The sequence below is a fragment of the Paracoccus albicereus genome (genome assembly GCF_024359525.1).
Taxonomy (GTDB): domain Bacteria; phylum Pseudomonadota; class Alphaproteobacteria; order Rhodobacterales; family Rhodobacteraceae; genus Paracoccus; species Paracoccus albicereus.
Genome location: NZ_JAKZEU010000005.1, coordinates 259814 through 275078 on the forward strand (window position 1 = coordinate 259814; position 15265 = coordinate 275078).

Consider the following 15265-nt stretch of genomic DNA (forward strand, 5'->3'; position numbering starts at 1 on the left):
CGCCCCTGCTGTGATCCGTCCCGTCATCCCCGATCCTTCGCCTTGTCGCCGCCCGGCTGCTGGTCATCCGGCAACAGGCTGCCATCCGCCGCCAGCAGCGGCAGGCCGCGCGCGGCGCGGATCGTGTTCTGTGCGTCGATACCCAACCGGATGACGATCTGCGACGGATCGCGCAAATCCACGGCGGCAACGTCGCGCCCCAGGAGATCGTCCTCGCGGTAGCGTGCCAGCAGCCGCTGGAAGGCCAGCAGCCCACCCTCTTCGGGCAGCATGATCCGTTGACCGCGATCCAGCACGATGTCCCAGCGCCGCTCGCCCCGGCGTACAAGACCGCGCAGTCGCGGCAGGATCGGGCCGGCAGCGTCGATCAGCTCCATCGCCTCTGGCGCGGCGAGATCGGCCCCCTGCCCCGCGATCAGCGGCAGATCGCCCCGCATGTCGCGCGAGGTGACGCTGGCGACGCGATGACCACCCGCGTCGAGAATGTCGATGCCGCGTGTGTGACGCCACAACAGGGCCGGCACGCGTTCGGTCACTTGGGCGGACAGGATGCCGCCCGGCCGGATACGCAATTCGACCGTCTCGACCGCGTCAAGCGCCATCACCTGTAAACGCAACGCGGTCAGATCGATATCAAAGCTGGATGCCGGCAGATCGACCGGCAGCATCGCGCGCAGCGCCTTGTCTACCGCGGGCGATGCGCCCTCGATCGTCATCATGCGAACCATGAACTCGTCACGGCTCTGGACCTTGTCGACCAGGCCGGCGATCCCTTCGTTCAGGGCGGCGCGGCGGTGTTCATCGGACAGCCAAAGCCCCACGACCATCGCCAGCAGAAAGGCGGGCAGGCCCAGCCGGACCAGCCGGCGCCAAAGCGGGCGCAGCCACATCCGATGCAATCGATAAGCCAGCCGCGAGGGCGCGGGGTCGCGTCGCTGCGGCGCGCGGCGGTGCGGCTCGGTCACGCTTGCCACAGCGCATCCTCCACCATCCAGGCCATCAGGGCAGGAAAGTCGAAGCCGACATGGGCCGCCTGTTCCGGCGCGAGCGAGGTCGGCGTCATGCCGGGTTGGGTATTCAGTTCCAGTATGATCAGGCCGTCGATGCCACGGCTTTCGTCCCAGCGGAAATCGGTTCGCGTCAGTCCGCGGCAGCCGAGCGCACGGTGGGCGCGCAACGCATAGTCGAGGCAGGCCGCCGTAATCTCGGCCGGAATTTCTGCCGGAATGACGTGGCGCGAACCGCCGGGACGGTATTTCGCATCGTAATCGTACCAGCCTTCGGTCACGATCTCGGTCACGGCCAGGGCGCGATCACCCATCACCGTGGTCGTCAACTCGCGGCCCGGTGCGTAGGTCTCGACCATCACCTTCGCTGGCATCGCATCGCTCAGCGCCGGGGGACCGTTGTTCTCGGCGGCAACGATGTAGACGCCGACCGATGAACCCTCGTCGTTCGGCTTCACGACATACGGGGCGGCCATGACGTGGCGGCTGCGCACCTCGTCGCGATCGGCGATGATGCTGTCTACCACCGGCAGCCCGGCCGCACGAAAGGCGTTCTTGGCGCGGGTCTTGTCCATCGCCAAGGCCGAGGCGAGCACGCCGGAATGGGTATAGGGCTGACCCATCCATTCCAGCAGTCCCTGCACCGAACCATCTTCGCCCAGCGGACCATGAAGCGCGTTGAAGACGACATCGGCCCTTGCGTCCGCGATCTGGCGGATGACCTCGGCGCCGCGCTGCGACCCGAGTTCGATTTCGATCACCTTGAAGCCCGCCACCCGCAGCGCGTTCGCGCATTCGCGCCCCGACGACAAAGACACCTCGCGCTCGGCCGAGGGTCCGCCCATCAGAACGGCTACGGTGTGGGCTGTCCTGCTCGACCTGCCCGCCACGATTTCGCCTTTCACACCCGGTATCTTCCGGGTTTCGATCTTCGCGGTCCGTCCGTTCGCCGGACGTGACCTGACCTTCACTCTAGCGGCAAAGCCACGATGGCAAAAGATGTTTTTCGCGTCCGGACGCTATTGCCGGTCGGTCTTGCGCGGCTCCAGCGCGCGCTCGCCTTCGGGGCGTGGCCGAACCATCCCGCCAAAGACTTCCAGCGGGCTTGGGACGTGGACCCGGACCCCCGGACCGACAGGCGCGTGAACCTGTTTCGACAGTTCCGCCAGCACGACGCCGGCAATCAGGACACGGCTGATCCGGGTACCGGTGCGCTCCCAGATCTCGGCGCTGCGCAACCAGAACCGGCGATCGGAAGGCGGGATATAGACCGCCGCGCCGTGCCACTCGGTGACGAGCCCCGCCTTTCGCGTCTGCGATTCAAGCTGGCCCGCGGTATAGCTGCGACCAAACCCGAAGGGCGTCCTTTCGGACGCGGCCCAAAGCCCCGCGCGGTTGGGAACCATCACCAGCATCCGCCCGCCGGGACCAAGAGCACGCGCCGCCTCGGCCAGCAGGACGGAGGGTTGGTCCGAGGTTTCCAGCCCGTGAAGCAGGACCAGCCGGTCAATGCTGCCGGTATCGACGGGCCATGCCCGATCCTCGCACAGCACGGAATGGTTCGGCGCCCCCGCGGGCCAGGCCATCACGCCCTGCGGGCCGGGCATCAGCGCGGTGACGCGGCGCGCATGAGCGAGGTAGGGACGCAGCATCGGCGCGGCAAAGCCGTAGCCCGCGACGTTCATGCCCTTGGTCCCCTCAGGTGGCCAAAGCGCACAAAGCCGCGCGCGCAGGATCCGCTGCACGACGCGGCCCAGGGCGCGCTGATAGTAGAAGCGCCGCAGATCCGTGATGTCATGGTGCATTGCGCGCGCCCCGTCGTTTTGACAGCCTGACCAGACCACAGGGGAAGGATTTTGCCAATGCCGCTGGAACTCGTCACAGTACGTTGCCTCAAGGACAACTACGCCTATCTGATCCACGGCAACGGTCAGACCGCGCTGATCGACGCGCCGGAGGCCGATCCGATCCTGCAGGCGTTGAAGGACCGCGGCTGGAACCTGGATATGATCCTGATCACGCACCACCATGACGACCACATCCACGGCGTCGATGAGATCAAGGCAGAGCATCCGGACGCACGGGTGATCGGCAATGCCGATGACGCCAAGCGCCTGCCGAAGCTGGATCACGCCGTCCGGCCCGGCGACAAGATCGAGGTCTGCGGCGAGGAAGCCCTGGTGATCGACGTCTCCGGTCACACGATCGGCCATGTCGCCTTTCACTTTCGCGACTCGGCGCTGGCCTTCACCGCCGACAGCCTGATGGCGATCGGTTGCGGTCGGCTGTTTGAAGGTGACGCGGACATGATGTGGGACAGCCTGTCGCGGCTGAACGCGCTGCCGGCCGAGACGCTGATCTGTTCGGGCCACGATTACTGCGCAGGCAACGGCGCCTTCGCGTTGTCGGTCGACGGGGACAATCAGGCGCTGAAGGACCGCCTGGAGGGCGTAAAGGATGGCGCGCAGCCATGCGCCCCCGCGACACTGGATGTGGAACGCGAGACCAACCCATTCCTGCGCATCGCCGCGCTGCGCGGATCACTGGGAATGGACGGCGCACCAGATGTCGAGGTCTTCGCGCGCCTGCGGAAGATGAAGGACGAGTTTTGACCTGGACCGTTCAACCGGCCAAGCGACGCTTGCCGCATCTTGAATATGCGCAGGCCCATGATCACATCTGCATCAACCGCCGGATTTTCAGGGCCGCGGCGCAGAATTTCCTTGAAGCCAGCCCAAATCCACCAAATCTTAACTGTACCGTGACAGTCTGGGCCGGTGAGCCAATCCGGGGCTCATACCGCCAGCCGACTGACAGGAGACGTGTCCGTGCCTAGCTTTTCGACCTCGCTGGAACAGGCGATCCACGCGGCCCTCGCGCTGGCGAATGAAAACCGACATGAACTGGCCACGCTGGAACACCTGCTTCTTGCGCTGACCGACGAACCCGACGCGGTCCGCGTCATGCAGGCCTGCAACGTCGATCTGGACGAGCTGCGCCGGATGCTGGTCGAATTCATCGAAGATGATCTTTCGACCCTGGTCACCGACGTCGAAGGATCCGAAGCGGTGCCGACCGCAGCCTTCCAGCGCGTGATCCAGCGCGCGGCGATCCACGTCCAAAGCTCGGGCCGGTCCGAAGTGACTGGCGCGAATGTGCTGGTCGCGATCTTTGCCGAACGTGACTCCAATGCCGCGTTCTTCCTGCAGGAACTGGACATGTCGCGCTACGACGCGGTGAATTACATCGCGCATGGCGTCGCCAAGAACCCGAATTTCAGCGAATCCCGCAAGGTGATCGGTGCCGACCAGCCCGAAGAGGAGAAGCAGACCTCGCAGGCCAGCGCCGAGCAGAAAGACGAAACCGCGCTCGCGAAATACTGCGTGGACCTGAACGCCAAGTCGAAGAAGGGTGACGTCGACCCGCTGATCGGCCGCGAGTCGGAAGTCGAACGCTGCATCCAGGTCCTGTGCCGCCGTCGCAAGAACAACCCCTTGCTGGTGGGTGATCCCGGTGTTGGAAAGACCGCGATCGCCGAAGGGCTGGCCAAGAAGATCGTCGAGGGACAGACCCCCGACGTTCTGGCGGGTGCCACGATCTTCTCGCTCGACATGGGCGCGCTGCTGGCCGGTACCCGCTATCGCGGCGATTTCGAGGAGCGGCTGAAAGCCGTCGTCAAGGAACTCGAAGCACATCCCGACGCGATCCTGTTCATCGACGAGATTCACACCGTGATCGGCGCCGGCGCGACGTCAGGCGGCGCGATGGATGCGTCCAATCTGCTCAAGCCCGCACTTGCCGGTGGCAAGCTGCGCTGCATGGGCTCGACCACCTACAAGGAATACCGCCAGCATTTTGAGAAGGATCGCGCGCTGAGCCGCCGTTTCCAGAAGATCGACGTGAACGAGCCCTCGGTGCCCGACAGCATCAAGATTCTCATGGGTCTGAAGCCGCATTTCGAGAAGCATCACGAACTGCGCTACACCAATGACGCGATCCGCACGGCGGTGGAACTCGCCAGCCGCTACATCAACGACCGCAAGCTGCCCGACAGTGCCATCGACGTGATCGACGAGGCGGGCGCGGCGCAGCATCTGGTCGCGGAAAGCCGCCGTCGCAAGACGATCAGCCCCAAGGAAATCGAGGCTGTCGTCGCCAAGATCGCGCGCATCCCACCGAAGAACGTCAGCAAGGACGATGCAGAGGTTCTGCGCGACCTCGACAGCGCGCTGAAGCGTGTCGTCTTTGGTCAGGACAGCGCGATCGAGGCGCTTTCCAGCGCGATCAAACTGGCGCGAGCCGGTCTACGCGAACCGGAAAAGCCGATCGGCAACTACCTCTTCGCGGGCCCGACCGGCGTCGGCAAGACCGAGGTCGCCAAGCAATTGGCCTCCACGCTGGGCGTGGAACTGCTGCGCTTCGACATGTCCGAATACATGGAGAAGCATGCAGTCAGCCGGTTGATCGGCGCCCCGCCGGGCTATGTCGGCTTTGATCAGGGTGGGCTTCTGACGGACGGCGTTGACCAGCACCCGCATTGCGTGCTGCTTCTCGACGAGATCGAGAAGGCGCATCCGGATGTCTACAACATCCTGCTGCAGGTGATGGACCACGGCAAGCTGACCGATCACAACGGCCGTCAGGTGGACTTCCGTAACGTGATCCTGATCCTGACCACCAACGCGGGCGCCGCCGACCAGGCCAAGGCTGCGATCGGCTTCGGCCGCGAGCGGCGCGAGGGCGAGGATGTCGAGGCGATCGAGCGGACCTTCACGCCCGAGTTCCGCAACCGCCTGGACGCGATCATCAGCTTCGGTCCGCTGTCTCGCGAGACCGTGGTCCACGTGGTCGAGAAGTTTGTCCTGCAGCTGGAAGCGCAGCTGATGGACCGCAACGTCCATATCGACCTGACGCCGGAGGCCGCCGACTGGCTGGCCGAAAAGGGCTACGACGACCGGATGGGCGCGCGCCCGCTGGGCCGTGTAATCCAGGAGAGCATCAAGAAGCCGCTGGCCGAAGAACTGCTGTTTGGTCGGTTGCAGAAGGGCGGGGTCGTTCGCGTGACGGTCGAGGATGGCGAGATCGCCTTCGACATCACCGGGCCGGACGCTCCGCGCATCTCGAAGTCCAAGCCTCCGCTGCTCACCGCAGGCTAAGCCTTCCAGGCAGTCCAAGAATGGAAACGCCGCATCTTCGGGTGCGGCGTTTCTGTTTCGAGCACGCTTTGATCGCGTTCATCACGCACCCCTTGATCGCGTTGCTTCTGATCGGCCGGAACTTGGCCTCCGAAACGCTTCAAACCTGTCGGAAAGTGCCGGTACGGCGCGGCATCATGTGTCTTTCCTTTTGCAGGCCCGCTATCTAACCTGCCGGCAGGACAACGTTCCAACTGGGAGATGAGATTATGAAGAAGCTGCTTCTTGCCACCGCCGCCACGGCCTTGACCGTCGGCGCCGCGGCCGCAGAAGACATCAAGCTCGGCATTGCGCTCGGCTTTACCGGGGCGCTGGAATCGCTTGCCCCGCCGATGGAAGCCGGCGCCAAGATGGCGATCGAGGAAGTCAACGAATCCGGCCTGTTGCTCGACGGCTCGACCGTCAGCACCGTCAACGCAGACACCACCTGCACCGACGCCGCCGCCGCGACCACCGCGGTCGAGCGGATCGTGACGGCCGAAGGCGTCAAGGGCATCGTCGGCGGCATGTGCTCGGGCGAAACCATCGCGACGCTGGAAAAGGTCGCGCTGCCGAACGGGATCGTCATGATCTCGCCCTCGGCGACATCGCCCGCGCTGTCGACGATCGAGGACAACGATCTGTTCTTCCGCACCTCGCCGTCCGACGCCCGCCAGGGTGAAGTGATGGCCAACATCCTGATGGATCGCGGCATCCAGACGGTCGCCGTGACCTACACCAACAACGATTACGGCAAGGGCCTGGCCGACAGCTTCCAGGCCGCCTACGAAGCTGCCGGTGGCACCGTCACCGTCAACTCGGCGCATGACGACGACAAGGCCGACTATTCGGCGGAGGTCGGCGCATTGGCCGCAGCGGGCGGCGACGCGCTGGTGATCGCGGGCTATGTCGACAAGGGCGGCTCGGGCATTCTGCGCGGCGCACTCGACACCGGTGCCTTCGACACGTTCGTCTTCCCCGACGGGATGGTCTCGAACGCGCTGACCGACCGCTTCGCGTCCGAGATCGAGGGCAGCTTCGGGCAGAACCCGGCCGCCGAAGGTGAAGGTCGCGACAAATACATCGCGATGGCCGAGGATGCCGGTTTCGACGGCTCTGAAGCCTTCTCGGCCGAGGCCTACGACGCCGCCGCGCTGATCCTGCTTTCGATGGCGGCCTCCGGCTCCAGCGATCCGGCGACCTACAAAGGCAGCATCATGGATGTCGCCAACGAGCCGGGCGAAAAGATTCTGCCGGGCGAACTGGGCAAGGCGCTGGAAATCATCAATGGCGGCGGCGACGTCGATTACGTCGGTGCGACTGCGGTTGAGCTTGTCGGCGCAGGCGAATCCGCCGGCGTCTATCGCGAGATCGAGTTCAAGGACGGCGCGATGGAGGTGGTCGGCTACCGCTGATCATCCAATCTGATGGGCGGCCCGGATCGCGCGAGACGCGGACCGGGCCGTTTAGCGAAAATCAACGACAAGACCGGCGCAAGGCCGGACGCCACGCCACAGCGGCAGGCAAACAGGGGGAACCATGATCCGCGTCGAGGATCTTCACCGGCATTTCGGCGGCTTTCGCGCTGTCGATGGCGCAAGCCTGACGATCGAGACCGGTTCGATCACCGGGCTGATCGGCCCGAACGGCGCCGGCAAGTCCACGCTGTTCAACGTGATCGCGGGCGATCTGGCGCCCACGTCGGGTCGCGTCATCATGGACGGCGAGGACATCACCGGACTGCCGCCGCATGCGCTGTTCCACAAAGGGTTGCTGCGCACGTTCCAGTTGGCACATGAATTCGCCTCGATGACGGTGCGCGAGAACCTGATGATGGTTCCGGGCGGCCAGACCGGCGAGACCATCGTGAACACATTCTTCCGCCGTGGGCGCATCGCGCGCGAAGAGGCGGAATTGGCGCGCAAGGCCGATGAGGTTCTGGATTTCCTGACCATCCGCCACCTGACCCACGAAAAGGCTGGCAATCTGTCCGGCGGTCAGAAGAAGCTGCTGGAACTGGGCCGCACGATGATGGTCGATGCCAAGGTCGTCTTTCTCGACGAGGTCGGGGCCGGCGTGAACCGCACGCTTCTGGGCACGATCGCCGACGCGATCACGCGACTGAACCGCGAGCGCGGTTATACCTTCTGCGTCATCGAGCACGACATGGACTTCATCGGCAAGCTTTGCGATCCGGTGATCGTGATGGCCGAAGGCAAGGTGCTGGCGCAGGGCTCTGCTTCCGACATCATGCAGAACGAACAGGTGATCGAGGCCTATCTGGGCACCGGTCTGAAGAACAAGGACATGGTTGGCGCATGAGCGGATCGGACGCCTTCGCGAACCGCGGCAACCGCGATGCCTCGGTCGTCAATCCGCGCCCGTCGGGCACGATCGACAGCACCCGCAGATCCGGCCCCGTGGGCGAGGGTCGCGCGGGCGATCCGTTCCTGATCGGCGAGGCGATGACCGGCGGTTACGGCACCGGCCCCGACATCCTGCACGATTGCACCATCGCGGTCGAACAGGGTGAGATCGCCGTCATCGTCGGTCCGAACGGCGCCGGGAAATCGACGGCCATGAAGGCGGTGTTCGGAATGCTCGACCTGCGGCAGGGCAGCGTGCGACTGAACGGGCGCGATATCACCGCGCTGAACCCGCAGGACCGGGTCAAGGCCGGGATGGGCTTCGTGCCGCAGGTCAACAACATCTTCCCGTCGCTCACGGTGCAAGAGAACCTGGAGATGGGGGCCTTCATCCGCGACGACGACATCTCGGAAACGATGGAGCAGGTGTTCGATCTGTTCCCTGCCGTCGCGGACAAGCGCAAGCAGGCGGCCGGCGAGTTGTCCGGTGGACAACGCCAGCAGGTCGCGGTCAGCCGTGCGCTGATGACGCGCCCGAGCCTTCTGATGCTGGACGAGCCGACAGCAGGGGTATCACCCATCGTGATGGACGAGCTCTTCGACCGCATCATCGCCATCGCGCGCGGCGGGCTGCCGGTGCTGATGGTCGAACAGAACGCCCGGCAGGCGATGAACATCGCCGACAAGGCCTACGTGCTGGTCCAGGGGCGCAACGCGCATACCGGTACCGGCAAGGAGCTGATGGCGAACGAAGAGGTGCGCCGCACCTTCCTGGGGGGCTGAGGCGGTGCGAATTACCATGATGACTTTGACGCCAGACCACGCTGAGGAAACACGCTGATGGACATCCTCAACGCGCTTGTCGCCTTCCTGAACTTCGTCTTCATCCCGGCCGCGTCCTATGGCGCGCAGCTGGCGCTTGGCGCGCTTGGGGTCACGCTGATCTACGGGATCCTGCGTTTTTCCAATTTCGCGCATGGCGACACGATGGCATTCGGGACAGCGATCGTCATCATCCTGACCTGGGGCCTGCAGGGGCTGGGCGTCAACCTTGGGCCGCTGCCGACGGCGCTGCTGGCGCTTCCCCTTGGTATCGCGCTGACGGCGCTGCTGGTGCTGGGCACCGACCGCGTTGTCTATCGCTTCTATCGCGTCAACAAGTCCGCGCCGATCATCATGGTCATGGCGTCGGTCGGCGTGATGTTCGTGATGAACGGACTGACGCGCCTGTTGATCGGGGTCGACGATCAGATCTTCACCGATGGCGCGCGCTTCGTGATCGATGTGCGCAGCTTCCGCGACTGGTCGGGCCTGGACGAGGGGCTTGCCCTGCGCACGACGCAGGTGCTGACGCTGGTCGTCGCGGTGCTGGTGGTCTGGGCGCTGTTCCGGTTCCTGAACCGCACCAAGTCCGGCAAGGCGATGCGTGCCTATTCGGACAACGAGGATCTGGCGCTGCTGTCCGGGATCGAGCCCGAGCGGGTGGTCCGCATCACATGGATCATCGCGGCGGCGCTGATGGTGATCGCGGGCACGCTGTACGGCTTGGACAAATCGTTCGGGCCGTTCAACTATTTCCAGATGCTGCTGCCGATCTTCGCGTCGGCCATCGTCGGCGGATTGGGCAATCCGGTTGGCGCCATCGCGGGCGGTTTCCTCGTCGCCTTTTCCGAGGTCGCGGTCACGTATCCGTGGCGAAAGATCGTGGGCTATCTGGCTCCAGACTGGCAACCGGATGGGCTGCTGCAGCTTTTGTCCACCGAATACAAATTCGCGGTCAGCTTCATGATCCTGATCGCCGTCCTGCTGTTCCGGCCCACCGGCCTGTTCCGCGGCAAGTCCGTCTGAGGGGGCGCCGATGTCCGGAAACCGTCAAGTCACCTCCGCTGCCAGCCGCTGGCGTGCGCCGGTCCTGTTCTTGATCCTCGCGGCCCTGTTCTTCGCCGAAGGCACGTTCCGCAACGCGATGTTCTCGGGCAGCTGGAACATCTCGCTGGCGATCCTGAACATGGGTCTGATCTCGGCCATCACTGCGCTTGGGCTGAACATGCAGTGGGGCTATGCGGGGCTGTTCAACGTCGGCGTCGTGGGCTTCCTTGCACTTGGCGGGCTTGCGCCGGTCCTGATCGCGCTTCCCCCGGTCGAGGGGGCCTGGGGCGCGGGCGGAATGCGGATCATCGCAGCGTTGGTGACCGGCATCGGCTCGCTGGCGCTGGCCTCGCTGGTCTGGCGGCGGGGCCGGGGCAAGGTGGGTGCGCTTGCGACCGCCGGTGTCCTGGTCCTTGGCTTCTTCCTGTTCCGCTGGGTCTTTGACCCCGCAGTCGCCGCGATCGAGGCGAACCAGTCGGCGCGCTACGGTAATATAGGCGGCCTCGGCTGGCCGGTTCTGCTGTCCTGGCCAATCGGCGGGCTCTTCGCCGCCGCGGCGGCCTGGGCGGTGGGCAAGGTTGCACTAGGCCTGCGGTCGGATTACCTCGCGATCGCCACGCTCGGCATCGGCGAGATCATCGTCGCGGTCCTGAAGAACGAGGAATGGCTGGCGCGCGGGGTCAAGAACATCACCTCGATCCCCCGGCCCGTCCCCTACGAGATCGAGTTGCAGCGCAACCCGGACTTCCAGTCCTTCGCCAATTCATGGTCGACGAGCGCGGCCGAGGCTTCGGGGATCTGGGTCAAGCTTTGCTACATGTCGCTGTTCCTGGTCGTCCTGCTGGCGATCATCCTGCTGGCCGAGTTGGCGTTGAAATCGCCCTGGGGCCGGATGATGCGCGCGATCCGCGACAACGAAACCGCGGCCGAGGCGATGGGCAAGGACGTCACCGCGCGGCACTTGCAGGTCTTCATCATCGGCTGTGGCGTGATCGGCATGGCCGGCGCGATGATGATCACACTGGACGGCCTGATGGCGCCGACAAGCTACAATCCACTGCGCTACACGTTCCTGATCTGGGTGATGGTCATCATCGGCGGGTCTGGCAACAACTGGGGCGCGGTGCTTGGCGCCGTCCTGATCTGGTTCTTGTGGATCAAGGTCGAGGTGTGGGGTCCCGAACTGATCGGGCTTCTGACCGCGCCCATGCCAGCAGGCGCGGTCAAGGATCACCTTCTCGATAGCGCCCCCCACATGCGCTTCATCGCGATGGGGATGATCTTGCTGCTCGTGCTGCGCTTCGCCCCGCGGGGGTTGCTGCCAGAACGGTGATCACCGGCAGTTGTCGCCCATGACGACCGACCACCACTGACGCCCGTCCGCGCCGGTGGTGACGCCGACGCCGATCTCGTCGGACAACTGACCCAGCACCTGCTCGCGGTGCGGGGGCGAATTCAGCCACGCATTGACGATGCCCGTCGGCGAGCCGCCGACCTGTGCCAGCTGGATCACACCGCAGGTCGGATACCCCACAGCGCGCGCACGATCCACGACGTTCGACCCGTTCGAGCCGGCGACAGTCGCCTGACCCATACGCACCATGTCGCAGGCATGGGACTGCGCCACGCCGTCCAGTGTCTCGTTGCGGTCTAGAAGCACCTTGCCCTCGACGCTGCGCGCCGCGTTGATCGCGTCGGCGAGCGCGTTGGCGCCAGCCGCGTCCGCCGTGCAGGACGCGGCCAAGGACTGGGACGCGGGCGGCACCGGTACGCCGGTCTCGACCTGCACGCCCTCGACCTCGGCCAGTTCGACCCCGTCCAGAACGTAGCCGGGTTCGTCGACCATGACGCTGCTTTGTTCGCAGGCCGAAAGTGCGGCCACCGCCCCCATGCCAAAAGCTGCGACGATCATGCGTGATGTCCGCATGGGCTGATCCTTTCCGTAAGGGCGCCGAACGCCTTGTTCCCATTGACGAAATCAAACGACTCTGGACCGCGGCCGGTTCCCGGCCTTGCGCGATGCCCCGCGCGCGCGTAAAGCCCGGCCATGACACAGCATCAGCGCCTTCTCGTCGTCGATTTCGGCTCTCAGGTCACGCAGTTGATCGCGCGGCGACTCCGCGAACTGAACGTCTATTGCGAGATCCATCCTTACCAGACGCTGACCGATGCGCGCCTTCGCGACATCGCACCGCAGGCCGTGATCCTGTCGGGCGGACCGGACAGCGTGACCCGCGACGGAAGCCCTCGCGCGCCGCAAAGCCTGTTCGAGATGGGCGTGCCGGTCTTCGGGATCTGCTACGGCCAGCAGGTGATGATGGAGCAGCTGGGCGGACGGGTCGAGGCCGGTCATCACGCCGAATACGGCCGCGCCTTCGTCACGCCCGCGCCGGGCCACCGCAAGGACGGCATCTTCGCGGGTCTGGCCGAGCGTGAGCAGGTCTGGATGAGCCACGGCGACCGCGTCACCCAGTTGGCACCCGGCTTCGAGGTGATCGGCACCTCGCCCAACGCACCCTTCGCGATCACCGCCGACGAGTCTCGCGGATTTTACGCCGTGCAATTCCACCCTGAGGTTCATCACACGCCGAACGGCCGCCAGATGCTGGAAAACTTTGTCCGGCTGGCGGGCTTCACGGGCGACTGGACCATGGCCGCCTACAAGGATGAGGCGATCCGCAAGATCCGCGATCAGGTCGGCGACCGGAAGGTCATCTGCGGATTGTCGGGCGGGGTGGATTCATCCGTCGCGGCCGTGCTGATCCACGAGGCGATCGGTGATCAGTTGACATGCGTCTTCGTCGATCACGGCCTGCTGCGGCTGAATGAGGCCGAAGAGGTCGTGACGATGTTCCGCGACCATTACAACATCCCGCTGATCCATGCCGACGAGGCCGACCTGTTCCTGGGCGCGCTCGAGGGCATTTCGGACCCCGAGGTCAAGCGCAAGACGATCGGCAAGCTGTTCATCGACGTGTTCCAGCGCGAGGCGGGCAAGATCGATGGTGCCGAGTTTCTGGCGCAGGGCACGCTTTATCCGGACGTCATCGAAAGCGTGTCGTTCAGCGGCGGCCCTTCGGTCACCATCAAGTCGCACCACAATGTCGGCGGCCTGCCCGAGAAGATGGGTCTGAAGCTGGTCGAGCCGCTGCGCGAGCTGTTCAAGGACGAGGTCCGCGAACTGGGCAGAGAGCTTGGCCTGCCCAGCACCTTCATCGGGCGTCATCCCTTCCCCGGCCCCGGCCTTGCGATCCGCTGCCCTGGTGAGATCACCCGTGACAAGCTGGAGATCCTGCGCAAGGCCGATGCCGTCTTCATCGATCAGATCCGGCGTCACGGTCTTTACGACGAGATCTGGCAGGCCTTCGTGGCGATCCTGCCGGTCCGCACCGTGGGCGTGATGGGCGACGGACGCACCTACGATTATGCCTGCGCGCTGCGTGCCGTCACCTCGGTCGACGGGATGACGGCCGATTATTATCCCTTTACCCACGATTTCCTGGGTGAAACCGCGACGCGAATCATCAACGAGGTCAAGGGCATCAATCGGGTGACCTACGACATTACCTCGAAGCCGCCGGGCACGATCGAGTGGGAATGAGCCACGCCTCTCATGGAAGATGAGTTGATCTTGCCGGGCTTTGCCGCAATTCTGTTAACGCTGGCGGCGCATCGCCGCCACGACCCTCGCCATCAAGGGAGAGCCCAATGCCCCAGATCAGCCGACGCCACCTTTTGCTGACCGCCTTTGCCGCGGCATCCCTTCCCGCGATGCCGGGCTTCCTGCGTCGCGCCGAAGCGTCGCCCGTCTTCGCCCCCGCCGTTTCGGATTGGCAGCGCTACAGCCTGCGCACGAATGTCACCCTGGCAAAGGCCGGTCCGGCCCAGGTCTGGCTGCCCGTGCCCGCGATCGACAGCGACTGGCAGCGCAGCGTCGATGACAGCTTTACCGGCAACGCCACCGAGGCCGCGATCGTCACCGATCCCGAGACCGGGGCACGCTATCTTCACGCGCGCTTCGACGGTGATGCGCAGCCGCAGATCGAATTGACCAGCCTGGTCGAGACTCGCAACAGGGTCGCCGACTGGGAGGCTGGAACCGAGCCGCAGGAAGATCCCGCCGTTCTGCAGGCCGCATTGCAGGGGTCGAGCCTGAAGCCGCTCGACGGCGTGGTGCTGGAGCGCGCGCAGGAGATCACCAAGGGCGCTGCGACCGACCGCGACAAGGTCGCCGCGATCTATGCCTGGATCGTCGAGAACTGTCACCGTAACCTCGACACGCCCGGCTGCGGCCCCGGCGATATCGAGGCGACACTGGCCAGCGCCGGCATCGGTGGAAAATGCGCGGACCTCAACGGTCTCTTCGTGGGCCTCGCTCGCGCTTCGGGCGTTCCGGCACGCGACATCTACGGCGTTCGCGTCGCACCGTCCGAATTCGGCTACAAGCAGCTTGGCGCGAACAGCCCGACCGTCACGGGCGCCCAGCATTGCCGCGCCGAAGTGTGGCTGACCGGTCTGGGTTGGGTCGCGATGGATCCTGCCGACGTGCTGAAGGTGATGCGCGCGGAAACCGACACATGGATCAAGGATGCGGCCGATCCGCTGGTCGCGCCGGTCGATGCGGCGCTGTTCGGGTCGTGGGAAGGCAACTGGGTCGGCTTCAACACCGCCAGCGACATCAAGCTGAGCGGCGGAAACGACTCCCTGCCCTTCCTGATGTATCCGCAGGGCCAGATCGGCTCGCAGTCGCTTGACGAACTCGATGCCGAAGCGTTCCGCTACGAGATGACTGCGACCGCGCTCTGACCCCCGATCGCCGGCCCGGATCACGGGCCGGCGTTTCTGCCTA

The 15265-nt window shown here is 65.1% G+C and carries 13 protein-coding genes; 9 read left to right on the forward strand and 4 right to left on the reverse strand.

Annotated elements, in window-relative coordinates:
* Positions 1–23: 23 nt before the first annotated feature.
* The 3 genes from MLD63_RS14965 to MLD63_RS14975 all read right to left on the reverse strand — a co-directional run bounded on the left by MLD63_RS14965 (position 24) and on the right by MLD63_RS14975 (position 2812).
* Positions 24–974 carry a cell division protein FtsQ/DivIB gene (locus MLD63_RS14965; RefSeq protein ID WP_255330713.1) on the reverse strand — a complete coding sequence of 317 codons (951 nt, stop codon included), beginning with the start codon at positions 972–974 and terminating at the stop codon, positions 24–26.
* Positions 962–1852 carry a D-alanine--D-alanine ligase gene (locus MLD63_RS14970; protein WP_255330787.1) on the reverse strand — a complete coding sequence of 297 codons (891 nt, stop codon included), beginning with the start codon at positions 1850–1852 and terminating at the stop codon, positions 962–964. The genes MLD63_RS14965 and MLD63_RS14970 overlap by 13 nt, the downstream gene beginning before the upstream one ends.
* Before the next feature lie 174 nt (positions 1853–2026).
* Positions 2027–2812, reverse strand: coding sequence for a methyltransferase domain-containing protein (locus tag MLD63_RS14975; RefSeq protein WP_255330714.1), 786 nt, complete (start codon positions 2810–2812; stop codon positions 2027–2029).
* Between the two features lie 57 nt (positions 2813–2869).
* Between MLD63_RS14975 and gloB the strand changes: the two genes are divergently transcribed.
* The 7 genes from gloB (at position 2870) to MLD63_RS15010 (ending at position 11749) form a co-directional block, all read left to right on the forward strand.
* Positions 2870–3619: a hydroxyacylglutathione hydrolase gene (gene gloB / locus MLD63_RS14980; protein ID WP_255330715.1), complete on the forward strand. Its 750-nt coding sequence runs from the start codon at positions 2870–2872 to the stop codon at positions 3617–3619.
* 216 nt (positions 3620–3835) lie between these two features.
* Positions 3836–6163 carry an ATP-dependent Clp protease ATP-binding subunit ClpA gene (gene clpA / locus MLD63_RS14985; protein ID WP_255330716.1) on the forward strand — a complete coding sequence of 776 codons (2328 nt, stop codon included), beginning with the start codon at positions 3836–3838 and terminating at the stop codon, positions 6161–6163.
* A 248-nt stretch (positions 6164–6411) separates the two neighbouring features.
* Entirely contained in the window at positions 6412–7596 is a 1185-nt protein-coding gene (locus tag MLD63_RS14990; protein ID WP_255330717.1) for an ABC transporter substrate-binding protein, read from the forward strand.
* A gap of 124 nt (positions 7597–7720) precedes the next feature.
* Positions 7721–8503: an ABC transporter ATP-binding protein gene (locus MLD63_RS14995; protein WP_255330718.1), complete on the forward strand. Its 783-nt coding sequence runs from the start codon at positions 7721–7723 to the stop codon at positions 8501–8503.
* Positions 8500–9330, forward strand: a complete 831-nt coding sequence (locus MLD63_RS15000; RefSeq protein WP_255330719.1) for an ABC transporter ATP-binding protein — start codon at positions 8500–8502, stop codon at positions 9328–9330. The genes MLD63_RS14995 and MLD63_RS15000 overlap by 4 nt, the downstream gene beginning before the upstream one ends.
* A 57-nt stretch (positions 9331–9387) precedes the next feature.
* Positions 9388–10395, forward strand: coding sequence for a branched-chain amino acid ABC transporter permease (locus MLD63_RS15005; protein ID WP_255330720.1), 1008 nt, complete (start codon positions 9388–9390; stop codon positions 10393–10395).
* 10 nt (positions 10396–10405) lie between these two features.
* On the forward strand, positions 10406–11749 hold the full coding sequence (locus tag MLD63_RS15010) for a branched-chain amino acid ABC transporter permease (protein WP_255330721.1): 1344 nt from the start codon (positions 10406–10408) through the stop codon (positions 11747–11749).
* Here MLD63_RS15010 and MLD63_RS15015 read toward each other — a convergent pair whose 3' ends face one another.
* Positions 11750–12343: a CAP domain-containing protein gene (locus tag MLD63_RS15015; protein WP_255330722.1), complete on the reverse strand. Its 594-nt coding sequence runs from the start codon at positions 12341–12343 to the stop codon at positions 11750–11752. It lies immediately after the preceding gene.
* A 120-nt stretch (positions 12344–12463) separates the two neighbouring features.
* Here MLD63_RS15015 and guaA point away from each other — a divergent pair, with 120 nt between their 5' ends.
* Positions 12464–14017, forward strand: coding sequence for a glutamine-hydrolyzing GMP synthase (gene guaA / locus MLD63_RS15020; protein ID WP_255330723.1), 1554 nt, complete (start codon positions 12464–12466; stop codon positions 14015–14017).
* A gap of 107 nt (positions 14018–14124) precedes the next feature.
* Positions 14125–15222, forward strand: a complete 1098-nt coding sequence (locus MLD63_RS15025) for a transglutaminase-like domain-containing protein (RefSeq protein ID WP_255330724.1) — start codon at positions 14125–14127, stop codon at positions 15220–15222.
* Positions 15223–15265: the final 43 nt, after the last annotated feature.

What these genes read in the sequence shown, in the direction of transcription:
- MLD63_RS14970 (WP_255330787.1), bottom strand. Translation starts at nt 1,852, where the DNA reads ATGGGCGGACCCTCGGCCGAGCGCGAGGTGTCTTTGTCGTCGGGGCGC.
- MLD63_RS14975 (WP_255330714.1), bottom strand. Translation starts at nt 2,812, where the DNA reads ATGCACCATGACATCACGGATCTGCGGCGCTTCTACTATCAGCGCGCC.
- gloB (WP_255330715.1), top strand. Translation starts at nt 2,870, where the DNA reads ATGCCGCTGGAACTCGTCACAGTACGTTGCCTCAAGGACAACTACGCC.
- MLD63_RS14990 (WP_255330717.1), top strand. Translation starts at nt 6,412, where the DNA reads ATGAAGAAGCTGCTTCTTGCCACCGCCGCCACGGCCTTGACCGTCGGC.
- MLD63_RS14995 (WP_255330718.1), top strand. Translation starts at nt 7,721, where the DNA reads ATGATCCGCGTCGAGGATCTTCACCGGCATTTCGGCGGCTTTCGCGCT.
- MLD63_RS15000 (WP_255330719.1), top strand. Translation starts at nt 8,500, where the DNA reads ATGAGCGGATCGGACGCCTTCGCGAACCGCGGCAACCGCGATGCCTCG.
- MLD63_RS15005 (WP_255330720.1), top strand. Translation starts at nt 9,388, where the DNA reads ATGGACATCCTCAACGCGCTTGTCGCCTTCCTGAACTTCGTCTTCATC.
- MLD63_RS15010 (WP_255330721.1), top strand. Translation starts at nt 10,406, where the DNA reads ATGTCCGGAAACCGTCAAGTCACCTCCGCTGCCAGCCGCTGGCGTGCG.
- MLD63_RS15015 (WP_255330722.1), bottom strand. Translation starts at nt 12,343, where the DNA reads ATGCGGACATCACGCATGATCGTCGCAGCTTTTGGCATGGGGGCGGTG.
- guaA (WP_255330723.1), top strand. Translation starts at nt 12,464, where the DNA reads ATGACACAGCATCAGCGCCTTCTCGTCGTCGATTTCGGCTCTCAGGTC.
- MLD63_RS15025 (WP_255330724.1), top strand. Translation starts at nt 14,125, where the DNA reads ATGCCCCAGATCAGCCGACGCCACCTTTTGCTGACCGCCTTTGCCGCG.